14 protein-coding genes are annotated in these 18,748 nt (G+C 47.6%); 5 read left to right on the forward strand and 9 right to left on the reverse strand.

What is annotated here, in order from left to right; translation table 11 throughout:
* Positions 1 to 16 precede the first annotated feature (16 nt).
* The 3 genes from TOL_RS13045 to TOL_RS13055 are packed head-to-tail and all read right to left on the reverse strand — an operon-like array spanning position 17 to position 4,868.
* Positions 17 to 2,461: a phosphoketolase family protein gene (locus tag TOL_RS13045; protein WP_015487815.1), complete on the reverse strand. Its 2,445-nt coding sequence runs from the start codon at positions 2,459 to 2,461 to the stop codon at positions 17 to 19.
* A complete protein-coding gene (locus TOL_RS13050; protein WP_015487816.1) occupies positions 2,458 to 3,351 on the reverse strand; it encodes a ribose-phosphate diphosphokinase in 894 nt (297 codons plus the stop codon). Before TOL_RS13050 ends, TOL_RS13045 begins: the two co-directional genes overlap by 4 nt.
* Positions 3,351 to 4,868 (reverse strand): thymidine phosphorylase family protein, encoded by a 1,518-nt coding sequence (locus tag TOL_RS13055; RefSeq protein ID WP_041588502.1) that lies wholly within the window; start codon positions 4,866 to 4,868, stop codon positions 3,351 to 3,353. Before TOL_RS13055 ends, TOL_RS13050 begins: the two co-directional genes overlap by 1 nt.
* 143 nt (positions 4,869 to 5,011) lie before the next feature.
* On the opposite strand from TOL_RS13055, the gene TOL_RS13060 reads away from it, so the two are divergent.
* The 3 genes from TOL_RS13060 to TOL_RS13070 all read left to right on the forward strand — a co-directional run bounded on the left by TOL_RS13060 (position 5,012) and on the right by TOL_RS13070 (position 7,672).
* The gene (locus TOL_RS13060; RefSeq protein WP_015487818.1) at positions 5,012 to 6,382 is read left to right on the forward strand and encodes an MBL fold metallo-hydrolase; all 1,371 of its coding nucleotides are present in this window, start codon (positions 5,012 to 5,014) and stop codon (positions 6,380 to 6,382) included.
* 105 nt (positions 6,383 to 6,487) lie between these two features.
* Positions 6,488 to 7,309: a PhzF family phenazine biosynthesis protein gene (locus tag TOL_RS13065; RefSeq protein WP_015487819.1), complete on the forward strand. Its 822-nt coding sequence runs from the start codon at positions 6,488 to 6,490 to the stop codon at positions 7,307 to 7,309.
* Between the two features lie 66 nt (positions 7,310 to 7,375).
* Positions 7,376 to 7,672, forward strand: coding sequence for a hypothetical protein (locus TOL_RS13070; protein ID WP_015487820.1), 297 nt, complete (start codon positions 7,376 to 7,378; stop codon positions 7,670 to 7,672).
* 11 nt (positions 7,673 to 7,683) lie between these two features.
* Here the strand turns inward: TOL_RS13070 and TOL_RS13075 are convergent, their stop codons facing one another.
* Positions 7,684 to 8,622, reverse strand: coding sequence for a hypothetical protein (locus tag TOL_RS13075; protein WP_015487821.1), 939 nt, complete (start codon positions 8,620 to 8,622; stop codon positions 7,684 to 7,686).
* 461 nt (positions 8,623 to 9,083) lie between these two features.
* Between TOL_RS13075 and TOL_RS18470 the strand changes: the two genes are divergently transcribed.
* The gene (locus tag TOL_RS18470) at positions 9,084 to 10,772 is read left to right on the forward strand and encodes a S8 family serine peptidase (protein WP_015487822.1); all 1,689 of its coding nucleotides are present in this window, start codon (positions 9,084 to 9,086) and stop codon (positions 10,770 to 10,772) included.
* 114 nt (positions 10,773 to 10,886) lie between these two features.
* Entirely contained in the window at positions 10,887 to 11,984 is a 1,098-nt protein-coding gene (locus TOL_RS13085; RefSeq protein ID WP_015487823.1) for a TauD/TfdA family dioxygenase, read from the forward strand.
* A gap of 70 nt (positions 11,985 to 12,054) precedes the next feature.
* On the opposite strand, the gene pnp is transcribed toward TOL_RS13085, so the two are convergent.
* The 5 genes from pnp to infB form a co-directional block, all read right to left on the reverse strand.
* The gene (pnp, locus tag TOL_RS13090; protein WP_015487824.1) at positions 12,055 to 14,157 is read right to left on the reverse strand and encodes a polyribonucleotide nucleotidyltransferase; all 2,103 of its coding nucleotides are present in this window, start codon (positions 14,155 to 14,157) and stop codon (positions 12,055 to 12,057) included.
* Positions 14,158 to 14,357: 200 nt separating this feature from the next.
* The gene (gene rpsO / locus TOL_RS13095; RefSeq protein WP_015487826.1) at positions 14,358 to 14,627 is read right to left on the reverse strand and encodes a 30S ribosomal protein S15; all 270 of its coding nucleotides are present in this window, start codon (positions 14,625 to 14,627) and stop codon (positions 14,358 to 14,360) included.
* A gap of 84 nt (positions 14,628 to 14,711) precedes the next feature.
* A complete protein-coding gene (gene truB / locus TOL_RS13100) occupies positions 14,712 to 15,686 on the reverse strand; it encodes a tRNA pseudouridine(55) synthase TruB (RefSeq protein ID WP_015487827.1) in 975 nt (324 codons plus the stop codon).
* A 21-nt stretch (positions 15,687 to 15,707) separates the two neighbouring features.
* Complete coding sequence (rbfA, locus tag TOL_RS13105; RefSeq protein ID WP_015487828.1) at positions 15,708 to 16,106, reverse strand: 30S ribosome-binding factor RbfA; 399 nt, start codon at positions 16,104 to 16,106, stop codon at positions 15,708 to 15,710.
* Between the two features lie 88 nt (positions 16,107 to 16,194).
* Positions 16,195 to 18,744, reverse strand: a complete 2,550-nt coding sequence (infB, locus tag TOL_RS13110; RefSeq protein ID WP_015487829.1) for a translation initiation factor IF-2 — start codon at positions 18,742 to 18,744, stop codon at positions 16,195 to 16,197.
* Between the last annotated feature and the right edge of the window lie 4 nt (positions 18,745 to 18,748).

Raw genomic sequence — 18,748 nt, forward strand, 5'->3', positions numbered from 1 at the left:
TATTCATATCCAGCCATTACTGAGCTGGATACGGATCACGAATAACGGCATATGGATCACCTTCACCTCGTATAGCTGCTTGCTCTTCATGGCTTAACCAATCATCTGCCTTATGATTAGAAATTCTCGCCAACGTCATTAATGCATCAGCCCAAGTGCAACGATTAGCAAATAATAATCCGTCGGAATCTAAAGTTCCGCCTTGATTAACATAACCTAATGCAACACAACGACGTGGCCCTAAATCTAAAGAGCGCGCATGCCCCAAAAATACTTCTGGGCGAATATGCGACAAAATAATCCGTGCCTGAACCGTGTGAGGGAAAAGAGATGTGGTGACTTCCTCGTCGGCCATAACCTCGGCTTCATAACCATCACGCGGTAAACGAAAACGTCCTGGTTCTAATACATACACCAGTGAATGAGAGACTCCGCGCTCTTGTAAGCGCTCACTCGCACGCAAGGCCTGTTGCAATTGAAAAGCACCACAAGCGACTAACTGCAAGGGAGCACCACAATGACCAACAACACATAAAGCGCCGTCTCTGACCAGTTGCGCTGATTGCTGCGCACTGAATACCGCCGGCATAACGGACTTAGGCACAACCAAATTCCAAACACTACCAAGATCGCCATAACACGCTTTTAAACAGGTCATGGCACTATTCGCATCCGCGGGAAATACCACGCGGGCCATGTCCGTCATTTCTCCCAGCAAAGCCTCAGCCAATACCGGATCTTGATGCGACTGTTCATTTTTACCATTTTCCCAAACATGGGACGTGCTGATTACCGGCAGTCCTAGCCAACCCGCAGGATCGCCCTGTTCTTTTTGATGTCGGGAAAAAATTAATGCTTGGCGCAATGCTCCTAGCATTTTTGCCGCAAACGCTTCGTACGACACCACTAAATTTAAGCCGCCTTGGTTCGCTAAACAGGCGCTGACAACAGCTTCTTCGTTGAGTGCGGTAATAACACAACCGTCGATTGCTTCTGGATTGCCAACCTCGGGGGTAGTCACGCGATGCTTTAATAAATCGAGCGTTTGGTTCATGCGATTCGATGATAATTCATCCGGATTACCAACGCGCACACGCAATTGCGGATTCACTTCCACCAAGTCAACAAAATAGCTGTCTAACGCCGCCATGGGCGAAATAGCGTCGTGATGCCAGTGCGGGTCGTTGCGATTAACCGTAACCGCTACAGGACGTATTGGTCGCCGAGGCTGGGCCAAACGTGCGGCTGCTAGTTCCCACGTCTCTCTTGGTTGAAATAATGCGCGCGCACCTTGCTGAAAAAAACGTAATGCATCGCGGTCACGGCGTGGATTACTACCCAACGGCAGACCATGAGCAGCATTGGTTCCCGCTCCCGGAAAGCCAAATCCTTTGATGGTTTCAGCAATGCAATACGGCAGTGGCACGGGATAAACAGCATCGCCCGCCTTTACTGCATCTCCCGCCTGTTCTAACGCCTGCTCCATATTATAAATAGCGCAAACAAACGCGGCAGGATCGCGACCATCAATAACAAAAGGCGCAAATCCTTGGTGACGTAAATGTTCGCATAGCCAATCACTTCCGCCTTGTTGATCAACCGTCGTACGTTGATCAATACGACGTCCATTAGCAATCATTATGGGCGACACTAAGCCACTATCTTCAGCGCGCCACCAACGAGCAGCCCAATCACTACCGCGCTGCTCCTCAAACGCACCATCACTTAAAAACGCAACTAAACGTTCACCCGGTAATGGCTGATGCACATATTGCAAACCGGCAAAGCCTAAATATCCACCTTCCATGCGTGCACCAGCGGTATTCACATTGACATGACTTCCCAAAGGCGACGCAGGCTTACCGTCTGGCGCTACGCGATAATTATAAAAATCCTGCACAAATGCCGACAAACCATCATCCGTTAATGGATAACGACGACGGCGTTCGGGTAATGCGGTTGCTGTTAATAGCTGCAAGGCGTCTACTGCAGCAATACAGTGACCTTGCCCCATTAACCAATCTCGATGTTGGCCAGTTAAGCTATTTAAGGCCATCATTGCAGCATAAGCGGGCACCATATTTAGTGATCCGCCGGTATGTCCTTGTGGGTCGCGTTTAAAATCATCGGCTTGCAAATCACGACCATCTAAATAAATATTTTTTGCATAGGTCATGTGCACCACTAACCACAAGCCTTGATTTACAATTTCATCGAGGGCAATTAAGGTTTCGTAGCATTCTTGTCTATTATTTATCTTTCCTGTTTCTTCTAAATTAGCGGCCAATTCGAAAACGGCTAATTGCGTCGCCGCGGTATGCTCGATAACACCACAACCTTGAGCCCATTGATCGAACACGGCATCATGGCGGCGATGCTGCTGTACTCGCATCATATCCGCATGGTGTTGATAGCCGTCGGCACTTTGTTGCAGAGACCCTGAATTAGAAATATGCATCATAGAATTATCTCCGCCATCATGGCTGCTATTGCGGGCGCTAGTAAGTACGAAACATCAATAGCATTACTTGCATGTGGAATAGTATTGCAACTTAACCAATTAGCGATGGCGGGATTATTTAATGTTATTTCTGCACCTTCGGCTAATACCGGATGAACGCCAATACAAATCGCAGGGCGTAAACCGGCCTCGACTAAACCTTCAGCGGTTTCAACTAAGGTTCTTCCGGTTGAAATAATATCATCCACCAGTACTGGCTGCGCATCGGCGTAGCAGCTAAGATCGGGCATAGCGACACTGACATCGCGATCACCTTTACGCGTTTTTTCAAACACTAAAAACTCACACTGAGCTGCTTCCGCAACGCCTTCTGCCCATTGTGCACTTTCAGCATCAGGACCAATAATTAAAGCGTTAGGAATCATTCTTTTAATGTACTCGCCGATAAGATTCGTCGCGTGTAATGCACGATTCGGAATACGATAAATTTCATTTAGGCTATGATAACGATGCAAATGTGGATCAATCGTTACTAGATAATTAAATGCATTGCTTATCAAGCCAGCAAAATAACGCGAGGTAATACACTCTCCTTCTTTAAAGCGAATATCCTGTCGCATGTAAGCTAAATAAGGAGCGACTAAACCTACACTCCTCGCGCCGACATCACGCAAATGCCCCGCTAAAAACAATAGGCCTATCGCTTTTTCATTTGGTTGATGTAAGTGTGAAAGCAACACCACATCTTCATTAAAAAAATCGCCATCTAATCGGTAATAATGTTCACCATCAGGGAATAAACGATGCTCTGGAGTAATCACTTCCGCGTTCAATAATTTGCCTAACGAATTAGCTAACTCTAAATGGCCATCAGCGCATATAAGCTTCATTACACCATCTCCCGCTCAATGCGAATAACATCGGTATGCCCGTCTAAAAAGTCTAAAGCATACGCAAGTTCACCCGGCGCTTCGGCATATAAGGTAAATAATGGATCACCTTGATTAATATCGTCACCGAGCCTCACATGCAGATCCATGCCAGCTGTCGGAGCATTGGGTGCTCCCGCCAACGACGCTAAACGCGCAATAAAACGATTATTAATATAGGCCACTACCCCACTTGATGTGGCGCGCACACAATGACTAAAATCGGCGCTCTCGATCAATTTTAAGCCACCCTGAGCCGCACAAATCGCGCGAAATTTATCCCATGCTTGGCCACTAATCAGAGTGCTTTGTGCCAAAGCTAAACCATGACCGACCTCTGCTTTGCCACCCATTTCTAATAAGTGCGCAGCCAATAACAGCGATTTATCACGTAAATCTTGTGGAGCATGACCATCATTTTGCAATACTTGCAGAACATCGCGAGCCTCTAGTGCTGGGCCTATACCTCGCCCTACTGGCTGCGACCCATCCGTAATAATAGTACGCACATCCAAACCTAACGCCCGACCGGTACTTTCCAGTAGTTGGCGTAAACGCTGAGCTTTTTCGGCAGAACGCACTTTAGCGGTAGGCCCGACAGGAATATCAAGCAGCACTTGCTTAGCACCTGCGGCGACTTTTTTCGAAATAACCGAGGCGACTAACTGACCTTCGCTATCCAAATCCAGAGCCCGCTCAACACGAATAATCATGTCGTCCGCTGGGCTCAAACTCACAGAACCACCCCAAGCCAAACAGGCGCCTTCTTTTTGCACGACCTCGCGCATCAGATCGAAGCTTAAATTGACGTTGGTCAGAACCTCCATCGTATCGGCGGTTCCCGCAGGCGACGTAATCGCGCGACTTGAGGTTTTTGGCATCACTAAGCCATTGGCGGCAACAATAGCGACAACAATCGGAGTGGTACGATTACCGGGTAAACCGCCAACGCAGTGTTTATCTAACACCTGGTCAATACCCCAATCGAAATGCTCACCACTGGCCACCATTGCTTGGGTAATCGCGATGGTTTCATCTAAATTTAAACGATCGCCAGCGCAAGCCGTCACGTACGCTGCAAGCTGAATATCGCTGTAACGACCTGCGCGAATATCAGTAATAATATTTTTCGCACTGGCGGCGGTTAGCCGATGACCATAAAGTTTGCCGCGTACCTGAGACATAGAATCCACAGGCTGGGCATGATGAAACCATGCCGACTCGCCGTCGACTGGGCAGTGCAATAAACGCCAGGCCGCCTCCGACAATCCCGCTTGCTGATGCGATAACAAATCCGAGCAAACAAGAACCAGCGTTGCAATAATACTAGTCTGCGCCGTGTTCACACGGATACGACTCATCGCATTAAAGCCTTCTGAGGTTGCGACATGACAGTCGCGGCGCATGTAAACGACAGGCTCCTGATGCGTATCAATCCCCATCCGATGCAATTGTAAAAAATCGAATTGTGTTTCCATAACCGCTTGCCAATGATCTATATGAATAGCAACTCAGTCTAACGAGTAGAATCCGAGCAAGCATTGCCCTGTATCAACGAACGGTTCAGCAAATCATTCTATGGTGGGGTTTCTGACTTATTAGCGAATCGATAAGGATGCTTATGCAATCTCCCTTTCAAGTACAATTTATTGGCGCAACGGGTACCGTTACCGGATCGAAATACTTGGTGAAGTATGATCGCTATAAGATTCTGATTGATTGCGGCTTATTTCAAGGCATCAAAAACGTTCGTCGGCGTAACTGGAGCGAACTCCCGTTTGAAGCGTCGGCCATTGATGCAGTACTGCTAACCCATGCCCATATTGATCACTCTGGGTATTTACCGGCACTTATGAAGCGCGGCTTTCACGGCCCTATCTATTGCAGTGTCGCGACTAAAGCCTTATGCAAGGTATTACTGCCAGACGCCGGCTATTTGCAAGAAGAAGATGCACGTTATGCTAACTACAAGCATTTCTCTAAACATGAACCAGCCGAGCCTTTATATACTGAAGAAGATGCGCGTAAAGTTTTAAAACAGATTAAAGATGTTGCCGCTGATGAAATTCTTAGTCTTCCTGGTGGCATGACCGCACAATTAATTCCGGTAGGCCACATTTTAGGCGCATCCGCTATTCGCCTTGAATATCAAGGCAAGAGCATAACCTTTAGTGGTGATGTTGGGCGTGAAAACGATCTCATCCAATACCCGCCACAACCGCTACCAGCAACCGATTACTTGGTTCTAGAATCCACCTACGGTGATCGTTTGCATGAACAAGTTGATGCCGAGCAAGCCATTGCCGACGTGATAAATAAAACGATGTCGCGCGGCGGTATCGTATTAATGCCCGCCTTCGCCGTAGGCCGTGCCCAATTGGCGCTTCACATTATTGAACGATTAAAACATCAGCATCGGATTCCTGATGTGCCTATTTATTTAAATAGTCCGATGGCTATTCGTGCTACCGAATTATTTTACAACTTCCACGATTTGCATAAATTATCCGAAGATGACTGTCATCGCATCGACGAAATGACTCACTACGTAAAAACGGTCGAAGAATCGATTGCTTTAAATCAACGTAAATACCCTGCCGTTATTATCTCTGCCAGTGGTATGGCAAGCGGCGGACGAGTACTTCACCATTTAAAAACCCTATTAGGTGACCATAAAAACAGCATTTTATTTTTAGGTTATCAAGCGGCGGGAACTCGCGGCGACAGCCTAACTCACGGTGCTACGAGCGTAAAAATTCATGGCCAATACGTCGGCGTGAAAGCTGAAATCCATAACTTAGATGCGCTCTCTAGCCATGCTGATTATGCCGAAATGACACGCTGGTTAGAAAAAATGCCCAGTAAACCAAAACAGGTATTTATTACCCATGGAGAAGCCAGCGCATCGGATTGCTTCCGCCGTCACTTGAAAGATAGGTTTGGCTGGCAGGTTGACGTTCCAGAATATTTAGATGTCGCTCTTCTGGATTAAGTAAGCAATACAATAAGGACGTTCAAACGTACCTATTCAAACGTACCTAAGCGGCTAAATCTGGTAGCATGCGGCCTACTTTCTTAGCCGATCGGATGGTCGCACATGGATTTACCTCTCTATCAGGTCGATGCCTTTATTCTTCCCGACGTGAACCGCTTCAGTGGCAACCCTGCGGCAGTTGTGCCCCTGCGCGAATGGATAAGCGACGCCGCTATGCAGGACATTGCCGCCGAGAATAATTTGGCTGAAACCGCGTTCTTCGTGCTGGATCAAGACGATGTCTATCACATACGTTGGTTTACGCCGACAACGGAAGTGGACTTGTGTGGACATGCGACATTAGCAGCAGCACATGTGATTGCACTGGCCTTAGGTGATGAGCGTGATCAAATCCCCTTCCGCTGTTTAGCCGGAGAGCTAGTGGTTAATGTGATTGATGACGTCGAACCAACTTTTGAACTCGATTTTCCGCGACGCGACGCCACCCTAGTAACCGACCAAGCGCTTATTGATCTACTAGAGCAAGCGCTAGGCCAAACCATCATCAGCGTAAGTGCCTCGCGCGATACTTTAGTACAACTTGAGAATGAAGCTGCCGTAGCCGCTTGTGCTCCTGACTTCGCCTTATTGGCCAAGATAGATAGCTTTGCCGTGATGGTGACCGCGCCAGCAGATGACGAAGCATTGGATTTTGTCTGCCGATTCTTTGCGCCGCGCCAAGGAGTGAATGAAGATCCTGTTACCGGCTCTTCTTATTGTACCTTAGCTCCGTATTGGGCCGAGCGCTTAAACAGCGATGTACTGAAAGCCCGTCAGCTATCCAAACGCGGCGGCGAAGTTAGCCTAGAAGTCATTGATGAACGCGTATTGATTAGCGGCCAAACGTACCACTACCTTCAGGGTGTTATTCGCCTGCCAAGCTAGCATATCAAGTAAAACATTTAGGTAGAGACACTTTGCGCCCTGATAAGAGCCAGCTATAGTGATTGCATGAGCGACAGTATTATTTCGCTACCCTTCAGTAGCCCTTCTACGATTAATCGTTCTGGAATCCTCCCAGAGGATCGCTCGCGTCCGATTGAGCAACCCAGTAATCGCAACACTCCGAAAGCACCGTCAGCCGAAGCAGAATATTTACCAGCTCGGCCCGACAATGAAACACTAGAAGCTCTATATCAACAACGCAGCAGCAATGATGGTCGTCGCTCTCCAACCGATGCCTTTATGCAAACAGCAGCCCAAGGTAGTGAATCTCGCCGCGGGCGCTTCGTCGACACTCAAGTTTAAGGCGTGTTACCTCAAGGCTGGAATGGCGCTAAGACGAAATAAGGTTGCACTGAATCACCAATTCCTAACGGCGCCGACTGGCGATCAGGAATCAAACGAACCTGTAGATCACGCAAGACCAAATTGGTTTTCAGATGACTAGGGGTTATCAAGGAAGATCGTACGTGAATCAGCATAGTACCTGATGCGGCCATATGCTCACGACTGTTCAAGTGCGTAATTAAGGCTCCCGTTTCCTCTGTAAGGCTAGACGACAAACTAACCACTCCGCGCTGATTCACAAGCAAAGTGACAGGGATTAACCACTCATCATCCTTCAAATACGCAGGTTCGGTGCCAGTAATCGTTGCCGCCGGACTGAACAGCTCGATATCTGCTTTTTGGCGTAACGCTTGTTGTCCGCCAGTGATTACAGTAGCAACGATTTGTAAGCGATCCGGCCAAGAATCATCAGGTAACACAGATACCATGCCATGCAAACGAGTAGTGTCGTGTGTCCAAGGCGGCGTGATATCGCGTAACGTATTGCCTTGCTCTGTCGTTAAGCGCAAGGAGACATCTTGGATGGCAGCGATAGCATCAGGGGAAGCACTGCTTATTTGCAAAAAGGCGGCAACGGGTTCACTGCGACGGAAACGGAACTGCGGGATTTGTAATCGAAGTTGTACCGATTCACCAGCAACAATAAAATCTTTATCAATAATTAAACGGCTATCGCTGCTCGCTAAATTACGCTCGCTAGCATCACCACTCCAACTGGGAATATCGGAAGGATCAAAGGACTCGCTCCCCTCGGCGCCAACAATGGTTGACCCTGCTGAAGTCGCCGGAAGCTGCAGCATGTCGGAAGAGGGGGTAGTTTGTTGCCATAAATACTGGCCTAACCACACTAACAAAGCGGGAAAAACCAATAATGCAACAAGCAAAGGACTGTTGCGGATTGAAAACATAATAAACGCCTTTTATTGTTTTTATCTTGTCCGCCGGGGCGTCAAATTTAGCGTCGTACTCGATCCCCTGAGGCATCACTACTGCGTAACCACTACGCTCTTCTTACGGAAGTAATATCTAATAATGCAGCGGTGCCTATCAATCATAGTCCCAACCGCTTCATTCTGCCGATTATAGCATAGGACATGAGCGGCCAATATGTAATCTAAGCCAAATCACCTACTTTTTCAGCCAAACTATTCACCTATTCCGTTAGAATACTGAATTACAATCTATGGCTTAGATTCTAAACAAAATCGTACATTACAAACGATGAACCAGTCCGCAAAACGCTATTTCAGGCCTGATTGACTCGCAATAAATATGTACTTAAAGGCTTAGAGCACGTGTTATTACCACCGAAAATTCAGCGCTTATGTTGAATCTTCATAGTCTATTTTCTACGTATAGGGATGTTTTAATGCAAAATACAATGAAGTCTTCACGTAAACTGCTATGCGCAGCACTCGTAATCGCAGCTACGGGCTTGTCAGCCACGAGTAATGCTGGTCAATTGATCATCACCACTAAACACGGTGAAAGCCAACTTGCTGATCGACTGATAGCTGATTTTCCAACCCTAACGGTTAAGCGCCAAATGCTTGATGCCCGACGCTGGGTAATCAATGTCCCCGATGGCGATGCCAAATTAAATAATTTAATCACTCGTCTGCAAGAGTTGCCGTTCATTGACTATGTAGAAAATGACATTCGCGTATACGCCTCCTTAGTACCAAACGACACGTATTACAGTCAGCAGTGGGCTTTATTTGAAGACGCTGCCGGGATCAATGCGCAGGCTGCACAAGATATTACAACGGGCAGCGGTGCCGTTATTGCCGTCGTTGATACAGGCTACATTGATCACCCAGATTTAGACGCTAATCGCCTACCCGGTTACGACATGATATCCACGGCGAATACCGCTCGTGATGGTGACGGTCGCGATGATGATGCTCGTGATGAAGGTGATTACTCGACCTACTGGATGTGTGGTTATGCTAGCGATTCCTCTTGGCATGGGTCTCATGTCGCAGGCATCGCTGCCGCCATTAACGATAATGCAACCGGTATTAGCGGTGTTGCTCCCGGTGCTAAATTCGTACCCGTACGTGCCTTAGGTGCGTGTGGTGGTTATCTTTCCGATATCGCCGATGCTGTTATTTGGGCATCCGGTGCAGCCGTTTCTGGCACCACAGCCAACAATAACCCAGCGGACGTGATCAACCTGAGTCTGGGTGGTGCAGGTACGTGTTCAACCTACATGCAAGATGCCGTCAATGAGGCCGTTAATGCAGGCGCGGTCGTCGTCGTTGCGGCAGGTAACGAAAATGTGAACGCCAGCGGTTCCACACCAGCTAACTGCAATAATGTGATCACAGTCGCGGCGGTGGGGCGTGACGGCGCTCGCGCAAGTTACTCAAACTACGGTGACATTGTTGATATCGCCGCACCCGGCGGTAGTGGCAACTATGGTATTTTAAGCACCATTGATAGCGGCACTCGCGCTAGCACAGGCGCTACTTACGCTGAATATCAAGGCACCTCGATGGCAACTCCGCATGTCGCTGGTGTTGTCGCTCTGATGCGCTCAGCCAATCCGAACGCAACTGTTACAGAAATTACAGATGCACTACAAGCAACAGCACGAGCATTTCCTGGCACCTGTTCTGGTTGTGGCGCAGGCATTGTAGATGCAGAAGCCGCTGTAAATTATGTCTCGGGTGGAACCACTCCAGTCGAAACATGGGAAACGGTAAGCTATAGAACATCTGGTGTAACTGTTTTGGCCGACGCTCGCAGTACGCCAAGACGGAACATTGACGGCGTGACTAACGTTAATATTACGACTAATAACGACGGTCAGAATATTGAGTTAGTGGTCATCATTGATCATCCTAATCACTCAGAGTTATCTGTGGTTGCGCAAACTCCTGATAATACCCAGATGGCTTTAACTCGTATGGGGCAAAACGGTACTACCGCCGTATATCGTATGACGAGTGCCACTGCATCTGCTGGGATATGGACATTAACCGTTATTGATAGCGTCGCGGGGAATCGCGGTGCAATGATTCGCGCGACACTGCAGCAAGAAGAGCTGCAATAAAATGAACACTTGGGTAGATGAAATACTCTACCCATGTAAGTTTACTTGCGACTAAGATCAGTCGCAGTGAACCCAAAATACTAATAAAAATATGATCACCCATAGGAAACCAATATGAGCTCTACTGACTTGCCACTTCAATCCTTGGTAAAAGAAGACAATAGTCACGAGTTTTTAACCATATTTACGCCACAAAGCGCCGATTATAAAGATCAGCTATTAACTATCTTACAGAATCACAAAGCGTATTTTGAGGCAAAGATCACTGAACGTGGTGGCATCTTGTTTCGTGGTTTTTCGAAAGAATTACTCGATGAAGATTTTCACAATTTAGTAACCCAAGGAATGGGATTCGAAGCATGGAATGCTTTTAATTCTAAAGGCACGCCAAAATTCATTGCCAATTGGTTGAGAAAATATTCCGAAAAACTGCTTGGTGCTGGCGACTACCGTCGTTATTTAGGCACTGCAACCGTCCAACTTGGGCCAGTTCAGGACACGATTCAAGGTCCACATGTTGAAGGCGGTGGCTTAGTCGAACGCTCACGTTATCTTGCCCTGTGCTGCTTCGAGCCTTCACCCTACTTAGCGGAAACTGGCATGGTCGATCTAGCTTCAGTGTATGAGAGTTTGTCAGAGCCACTAAAGCAAAAATTTCGTCAGGGCTGGAATACATTTTCCTATGTCAGCGCGCGTAAATTAAATTGGTTTGATCGCCAGCTATTAAAGCAAAGCCCGTTAAAAGTAACGCTGCGCTCGGATGGTTATGCTGTGATGACATCAAAGCCCTGCCCTGCCGCGTGTAAAATACCCAATACAGAAACTATTTGTGTTCAACCTTGGGCGTTTGCGCGCAACACGAATACCCAAGTACATGCTGCAGCAAAAGAAATATTTACTAACCGCGGCGACTTCAAGAAAGATAACGTTGCTGAAAGCATGAATCTCACTTGGGATTTAGCTAACGAAGCAGGCGACTCACTCAATTGGACAGAAGCAGAACAATACGAGTTCTTTGCCAGCATCTTTAATCGCGCAACGCTGATGGAATGGGAAAAAGGCGATGTCGCCTTTATTGACAATGTTCGTGTTGGCCACTGGCGTATGAACGGCGAGCAAGGCAATCGTAAGCTTGTACAAATTCAAGCGAACCCATTCAACTCCACTGAGCACATGGTTGAGCAAACATTAAATGGCCAAGCCGTAGCGTAAAACACTCAGCCATATGAAGTAGACATAAAAAAACCGCCACTAGGGCGGTTTTTTTATGTCAGCGTTAAACTTATTGTTCAACACCTTTCATGGTCAACTTAACACGACCTTTTGGATCAACGTCCATTACATGGACTTTTACCATTTGGCCTTCAGTTAAGAAGTCAGCCACGTTCTCTACGCGATCTTCGCTGATCTGAGAGATGTGCAGCAAACCATCTTTGCCAGGAAGTACGGTAATGAAAGCACCGAAATCAACGATCTTGCTTACTTTACCTTCGTAAGTAACGCCGACTTCGATTTCAGCCGTGATCGCTTGGATCATAGCAATAGCGGCGTCTGCGCTAGCTTTATCCGCTGCGAAGATTTTAATAGAGCCGTCATCGCTGATATCAACTGATGCACCGGTTTTCTCGGTGATATCACGAATAGTCGCACCACCTTTACCGATCACGTCACGGATTTTGTCTGATGGTACACGCATTGCCGACATCGTCGGTGCGTTGGCAGACAATTCTGTGCGAGGCTCAGCAATAACCGCATTCATTTGCTCAAGGATGGTCAAACGCGCAGCTTTTGCTTTTTCTAGAGCGATTTCCATAATCTGCTCAGTGATACCTTCAATCTTGATATCCATCTGCAATGCAGTGATACCTTCATCTGTACCGGCAACTTTAAAGTCCATATCACCAAGGTGATCTTCGTCACCCAAGATGTCGGTAAGAACAGCGAACTTCTCGCCTTCTTTGATCAGACCCATAGCGATACCAGCAACAGGGGCTTTGATTGGAACACCAGCATCCATCAGCGCCAAAGATGCACCACAAACAGACGCCATTGAAGACGAACCGTTCGACTCAGTGATCTCAGATACCACGCGAATGGTGTACGGGAACTCATCATGTGACGGCATCATGGCTTGAATACCACGACGAGCCAAACGACCGTGACCAATTTCACGACGACCCGGAGGGCTCATACGACCACACTCACCCACTGAGTAAGAAGGGAAGTTGTAGTGGAACAAGAATGGATCTGTCTTAGTGCCATGCAAGAAGTCGATCATCTGCGCATCACGTGAAGAGCCAAGAGTCGTCGTAACGATCGCTTGAGTTTCACCACGAGTGAACAAAGCAGAACCGTGAGTGGTGTTAAGAACACCGGTCTCGATGGTTAAACCACGAACAGTATCGTTGTCACGACCGTCGATACGTGGGTGACCATCAACGCTACGTTGACGTACGATTTCGTACTTTAATTCGCCAATCATGTCAGCGATTTCATCCGCAGAGAAACCTTCTTCGCCTTCAGCTGCTGCTAATTTAGCAACGGCTTCTTTCTTAATTTCATCTAGCTTGCCGTAACGCGCCATCTTGTCAGAGATAGTATAGGCTTCGCTGATTGCAGCAGCAGTTTGCGCTTTAACAGCGTCATACAACGGTATGTTTTTAGCTTCTGCAGTCCAATCCCAACGCTGTACATTCAATTCAGCAGTCCACTCAGCAATCGCTGTAATGGCAGGCTGGAATGCATTATGAGCGAACAATACTGCGCCTAGCATTTCGTCTTCAGTCAGTTCGTCGGCTTCAGATTCCACCATCAATACGGCGTCTTTAGTACCGGCTACAACCATGTCTAACAATGAATCTTCTAGCTGGCTGTATGTTGGGTTCAACATGTAGCCTTGATCTTCAACGAAGCCAACACGCGCACCAGCGATAGGACCATTGAAAGGTACACCAGAAATAGACAGTGCGGCAGACGCAGCAATCATGGCACAGATATCTGGATCAACGTCTTTTTCAGAGGCCATAACAGTCAGGATAACCTGAACTTCGTTCATGAAACCGTCTGGGAACAGTGGACGAATTGGACGGTCGATCAAACGAGAAGTCAGAGTTTCTTTTTCTGATGGACGCGCTTCACGCTTGAGGTAACCACCAGGAATACGGCCAGCGGCGTACATTTTTTCTTGGTAGTGAACAGAAAGAGGGAAAAAATCTTGACCAGGTTTGGTCGATTTTGCTGCAACAACAGCAGCTAATACTTGGGTCTTACCGATGCTTGCCAATACTGCGCCATCTGCTTGACGGGCGATACGACCAGTTTCTAGCGTGACGGTCTGACCGCCGAATTCAAATGTTTTAATGTTTGCGACAGGTTTGTTGCTCATTAATAAAGGCTTCCTTTGGATTAAAGTCTTTGCGCTACTGCCGGTACTTCTACCCATAATTTCTAAGAAAAAATTATGGGTAGAAGCACCACCACAATCATTTGTGGGGTTGGCACCACAGTCTACGCGATTAAATAAATAGTTGAGTCGTGACTAGCCAGAAACAACAAAAGCCCCGAGGGGCTTTTGCTGAAGGCATCTTAGCGACGCAGACCTAGGCGCTTGATCAGCTCTAAGTAACGGTTCGCATCTTTACCTTTCAAGTAATCCAACAACTTACGACGTTGGTTTACCATGCGGATCAAACCGCGCTTTGAGTGGTGATCTTTCTTGTGGTCTTTGAAGTGACCTTGCAGGCCGTTGATGTTGAAAGTCAACAAAGCAACTTGAACTTCTGGAGAACCAGTATCACCTTCAGCAGTTTGATACTCTTTTACGATTTCAGCTTTCTTTTCAGCAGATAATGCCATCTGTCATAACTCCTAAGAATGTGCGTTTTATTACATCACCACCGTGCACATTAACAGTGGTATGCAGTCTGCCTACGGCAGCGGTCAGTCTAGTTTAGGAATTCGCTCCTGCAACAAGCGTTGCGGACGTATCCCTTTGTTTTTGATGCGGCCAATGCCAAGCAATTCAGAAACACCAGATCCAACGGCCCATAATTGTACTGAAGGCGTGTCCTTTAAGCCAGTACTGACGGCTTGTCCATGCAGGATTTTCGTAGCATCGGCTTCATTTAGTTCAATTTTCGGCCAACTTTCTGGCAATGCTGTGTAAGCTGGTAGAAGTAACGCATCTAAAGCGGCTTGGCCACCTTCTTCAGCGATACGTTCTAACTCTTCCAACGTCACCATTTGCTCAGCATGATAGGGGCCAGATTGAGTGCGATGTAAGCGGCTCACATATGCACCAGAGCCAATAGCTTCACCGATATCTTCAACTAGGGTGCGTATATAAGTACCCTTTGAGCACTGCACCGATAGCTGAATCGTATCCGTGCCGAACTCATTTAAGACTAGGGAGTTAATCTGAATCGTGCGGCGTTTCTTTTCAGCAACGGCACGCATTTCCTCATCACTCATCACGCCTTTACGGGCCAGCTTATATAACGGCTTACCGTCCAATTTGAGTGCCGAAAACATCGGAGGAACTTGTTCAACATTGCCACGGAATTTGGTCAATATCTCTTCAATATCATCTTCAGCTAACACGGGAATTGGGGCTTGTTTTAGCACCTCGCCTTCAGCATCGCCGGTGCTACGGATTTCGCCTAAGGTCGCGGTCGTGTCGTACGCTTTATCGGATTCCAATAACAGCTGCGAAAACTTAGTTGCCTCACCTAAACAGATGGGCAATAACCCTGTTGCTAACGGATCAAGTGCCCCCGTATGACCAGCTTTATTGGCGTTGAACAGAGTTTTAACTTGCTGTAGTACGTGGTTTGAACTCGCCCCATAAGGTTTGTTCACCACGATGATACCGCTAATATCACGGCCTTTTTTGCGTCGAGAGCTATTTCTGCCCATGCCTATCCTAAACGTATTTCGTTAATCTTTATCGCTGTCTTTTTCATGCAGCGCATCTTCTGCCATTGCACGTTTAATCAGACCCGTTAAATGGTGACCACGATCCATACTTTCATCGTAATGGAAGCGTAATTGCGGTGTGACACGCGTAGTTAAAATACGCGCTAGCTCGCTGCGCAAATAACCGGCGGCATCATTTAAAATACGTGAGGTTTGAGTACGAATTTCGGCATCTGATTCGCCACGCGCACCCATTACCGTGAAATACAAATCGGCATACCCTAGATCTTTTGCAACTTTCACATAGTTTAAAGTCACCAAGCCAAGGCGTGGATCTTTCATATCAAATTGAATCATACGCGCTACTTCGCGTTGAATCTGTTCACCCAGACGCGAGGTACGACTGAAGTCTTTTGGCATTTTTGGTTTTCCTTGCAGAGCTTTAACTCTGTCATTCAGAGACACCAAAGCCCGGCATGGCCGGGCTTTGGTTTACAACAACCGAGTGTTATAGCGTACGTGCGATTTCACGCACATCGAACACTTCGATCTGATCGCCAGGGCGAACGTCTTGGTAGTTCTTCACGCCGATACCACATTCCATGCCGTTGCGTACTTCTTGTACATCGTCTTTATAACGACGTAGCGATTCCAATTCGCCTTCATACACAACTACGTTGTCACGTAGAACACGGATTTTCTTATTACGATAGATAGTACCATCCGTCACCATACAGCCAGCAATCTGACCGAACTTAGGTGAGTTAAATACATCACGTACTTCCGCAATACCGGTAATTTCTTCACGCAACTCAGGTGCCAACAAACCAGCCATGGCTTGTTTAACATCATCAAGCAGATCGTAAATTACGCTGTAATAACGCATATCAATGCCGCTGTTTTCAACGATACGCTTAGCTGCATTATCAGCACGTACGTTGAAACCAAACACCACTGCACTCGAAGCAACCGCGAGGGTTACGTCAGTTTCAGTGATACCACCGACACCAGACGAAACAACATTCACTTTAACTTCACTAGTACCTAACTTCTGCAAGGAACTAATCAAGGCTTCTAGCGAACCACGAACGTCTGCTTTCAGCACCACGTTCAGGTTTTCAACTTTGTCAGCACCCATACCACTGAACAAGGCATCCAACTTAGCAGCCTGCTGGCGCTGTTGAACGATCTCTTTCATACGAGATTCGCGGAATTCAGCCACTTCACGTGCCTTCTTCTCGCTTTCAACAACCATAAAGTTGTCGCCCGCATCTGGCGTACCATTCAAGCCCAAAATTTCTACAGGGATTGATGGGCCAGCTTCAGCAGTTTGCTCGCCATTCTCGTCCAACAATGCACGAGCGCGACCATAGCAAGTACCCGCTAAAACGATGTCGCCTTTCTTCAGCATGCCGTTCTGTACTAATAGAGTCGCTACTGGACCGCGGCCTTTATCAAGACGCGATTCAACAACAACACCTTGGCCAGGGCCGGTGAAGTGCGCTTTCAATTCTAGAATTTCAGCTTGCAGCAGAACGGCTTCTAATAATTCATCGATGCCCATACCGGTATGCGCTGATACTGGTATGAATGGCACTGTACCGCCCCAATCTTCTGGCAATACATCGCGACCAGCCAGTTCGCTCTTAACACGTTCTGGATCGGCGCTTTCTTTATCCATTTTGTTGATCGCAACCACAATCGGCACACCAGCCGCTTTCGCGTGCTGAACGGCTTCTTCTGTTTGTGGCATCACGCCGTCATCGGCGGCAACAACAAGAATAACAACGTCTGTGGATTGAGCACCACGAGCACGCATAGAGGTAAACGCCGCGTGTCCTGGAGTATCCAAGAACGACACCATACCGTGGTCAGTTTCAACGTGGTAAGCACCAATATGCTGGGTAATACCGCCCGCTTCGCCGTGTACAACACGGGTGCGACGAATGTAATCCAGTAAAGATGTTTTACCATGGTCAACGTGACCCATTACCGTTACGACAGGAGCGCGAGGTAACTCATCACCGCTGTAATTAACCGATTCAGTTACGGCTACTTCTAATGCGTTATCAGCAATTAACTTAGAAACGGTGTGACCCATTTCTTCAACCACTAAGGTTGCAGTGTCTTGATCAAGCGTCTGGTTGATGGTCGCCATAACGCCCATTTTCATCAGAACCTTAATCACTTCACCAGCTTTAACCGACATCTTAGATGCCAGATCGCCAACCGTAATTGCTTCTGGTAATTCAACTTCTTTCACAACCGGTGCGGTAGGACGCGTAAACGCGTGCTCGTTATTCGCATTTTGGTTATGACGTGAAGACGAACTACGATTGCTCTTAAGCTTAGTTTTAGCACGACGCGGACGATTCTTGTCTTGGCTGCCACCGTCGTTGAAACGACTTTCTGGCTTATCATCAACACGTTTCTTTTCGCCGCCCTTCGCTTTCTTACGTGACTCTTCCAAACGCTGTTGAGCAAGTTCGGCTTCGGCACGTTTCTGCGCTGCATCTTCAGTTTCAGGGGCAGGTGCTTTTTCTTTGGCTTTAACTTTCGCTTTCGCTACAGGCTCTGATGCTTTCGTCGCTGGCTCTGCCGCCGCCGGCTTATCAGCCACGACAGGCGCTGCCGCTACTTTAGCTTCTTCAGCTGCTTTTTCGGCAGCTAATGCCGCGGCCTTCGCCGCCTCGGCTGCTTGTGCTTCTGCCGCTAAACGCGCTTCTTCTTCTAAGCGTGCTTTTTCAACAGCAGGATCGACTTCATCACGCTTCACGTAAGTGCGCTTTTTGCGAACCTCAATAGAGACCGCCTTTTTGCCGCCCTGACCCGTTTTCAACGTGGTCGTTACTTTACGCTTCAAAGTGATTTTTTTAGGTTCACCTGATTCTTCGCCGTGGCTCTTTTTCAGAAACAGCAACAGTGACTGCTTCTGCTCGTCTGAAACCTGTTGGTTTTCAGCCGTCTGTGGCAACCCCGCTTCTTTCATCTGGGACAACAAGCGCTCTGCGCTGGTCCCTACCACGTCGGCGAGTTCTTTTACCGTTACTTCAGCCATACGT

It is taken from the genome of Thalassolituus oleivorans MIL-1, from assembly GCF_000355675.1.
In the GTDB taxonomy this organism is placed as follows: domain Bacteria; phylum Pseudomonadota; class Gammaproteobacteria; order Pseudomonadales; family Oceanobacteraceae; genus Thalassolituus; species Thalassolituus oleivorans.

Excerpts from the sequence above, each read along its gene's own strand:
- TOL_RS13045 (WP_015487815.1), bottom strand. The coding sequence starts at position 2,461 with ATGATGCATATTTCTAATTCAGGGTCTCTGCAACAAAGTGCCGACGGC.
- TOL_RS13050 (WP_015487816.1), bottom strand. The coding sequence starts at position 3,351 with ATGAAGCTTATATGCGCTGATGGCCATTTAGAGTTAGCTAATTCGTTA.
- TOL_RS13055 (WP_041588502.1), bottom strand. The coding sequence starts at position 4,868 with ATGGAAACACAATTCGATTTTTTACAATTGCATCGGATGGGGATTGAT.
- TOL_RS13060 (WP_015487818.1), top strand. The coding sequence starts at position 5,012 with ATGCAATCTCCCTTTCAAGTACAATTTATTGGCGCAACGGGTACCGTT.
- TOL_RS13065 (WP_015487819.1), top strand. The coding sequence starts at position 6,488 with ATGGATTTACCTCTCTATCAGGTCGATGCCTTTATTCTTCCCGACGTG.
- TOL_RS13070 (WP_015487820.1), top strand. The coding sequence starts at position 7,376 with ATGAGCGACAGTATTATTTCGCTACCCTTCAGTAGCCCTTCTACGATT.
- TOL_RS13075 (WP_015487821.1), bottom strand. The coding sequence starts at position 8,622 with ATGTTTTCAATCCGCAACAGTCCTTTGCTTGTTGCATTATTGGTTTTT.
- TOL_RS18470 (WP_015487822.1), top strand. The coding sequence starts at position 9,084 with ATGCAAAATACAATGAAGTCTTCACGTAAACTGCTATGCGCAGCACTC.
- TOL_RS13085 (WP_015487823.1), top strand. The coding sequence starts at position 10,887 with ATGAGCTCTACTGACTTGCCACTTCAATCCTTGGTAAAAGAAGACAAT.
- pnp (WP_015487824.1), bottom strand. The coding sequence starts at position 14,157 with ATGAGCAACAAACCTGTCGCAAACATTAAAACATTTGAATTCGGCGGT.
- rpsO (WP_015487826.1), bottom strand. The coding sequence starts at position 14,627 with ATGGCATTATCTGCTGAAAAGAAAGCTGAAATCGTAAAAGAGTATCAA.
- truB (WP_015487827.1), bottom strand. The coding sequence starts at position 15,686 with ATGGGCAGAAATAGCTCTCGACGCAAAAAAGGCCGTGATATTAGCGGT.
- rbfA (WP_015487828.1), bottom strand. The coding sequence starts at position 16,106 with ATGCCAAAAGACTTCAGTCGTACCTCGCGTCTGGGTGAACAGATTCAA.
- infB (WP_015487829.1), bottom strand. The coding sequence starts at position 18,744 with ATGGCTGAAGTAACGGTAAAAGAACTCGCCGACGTGGTAGGGACCAGC.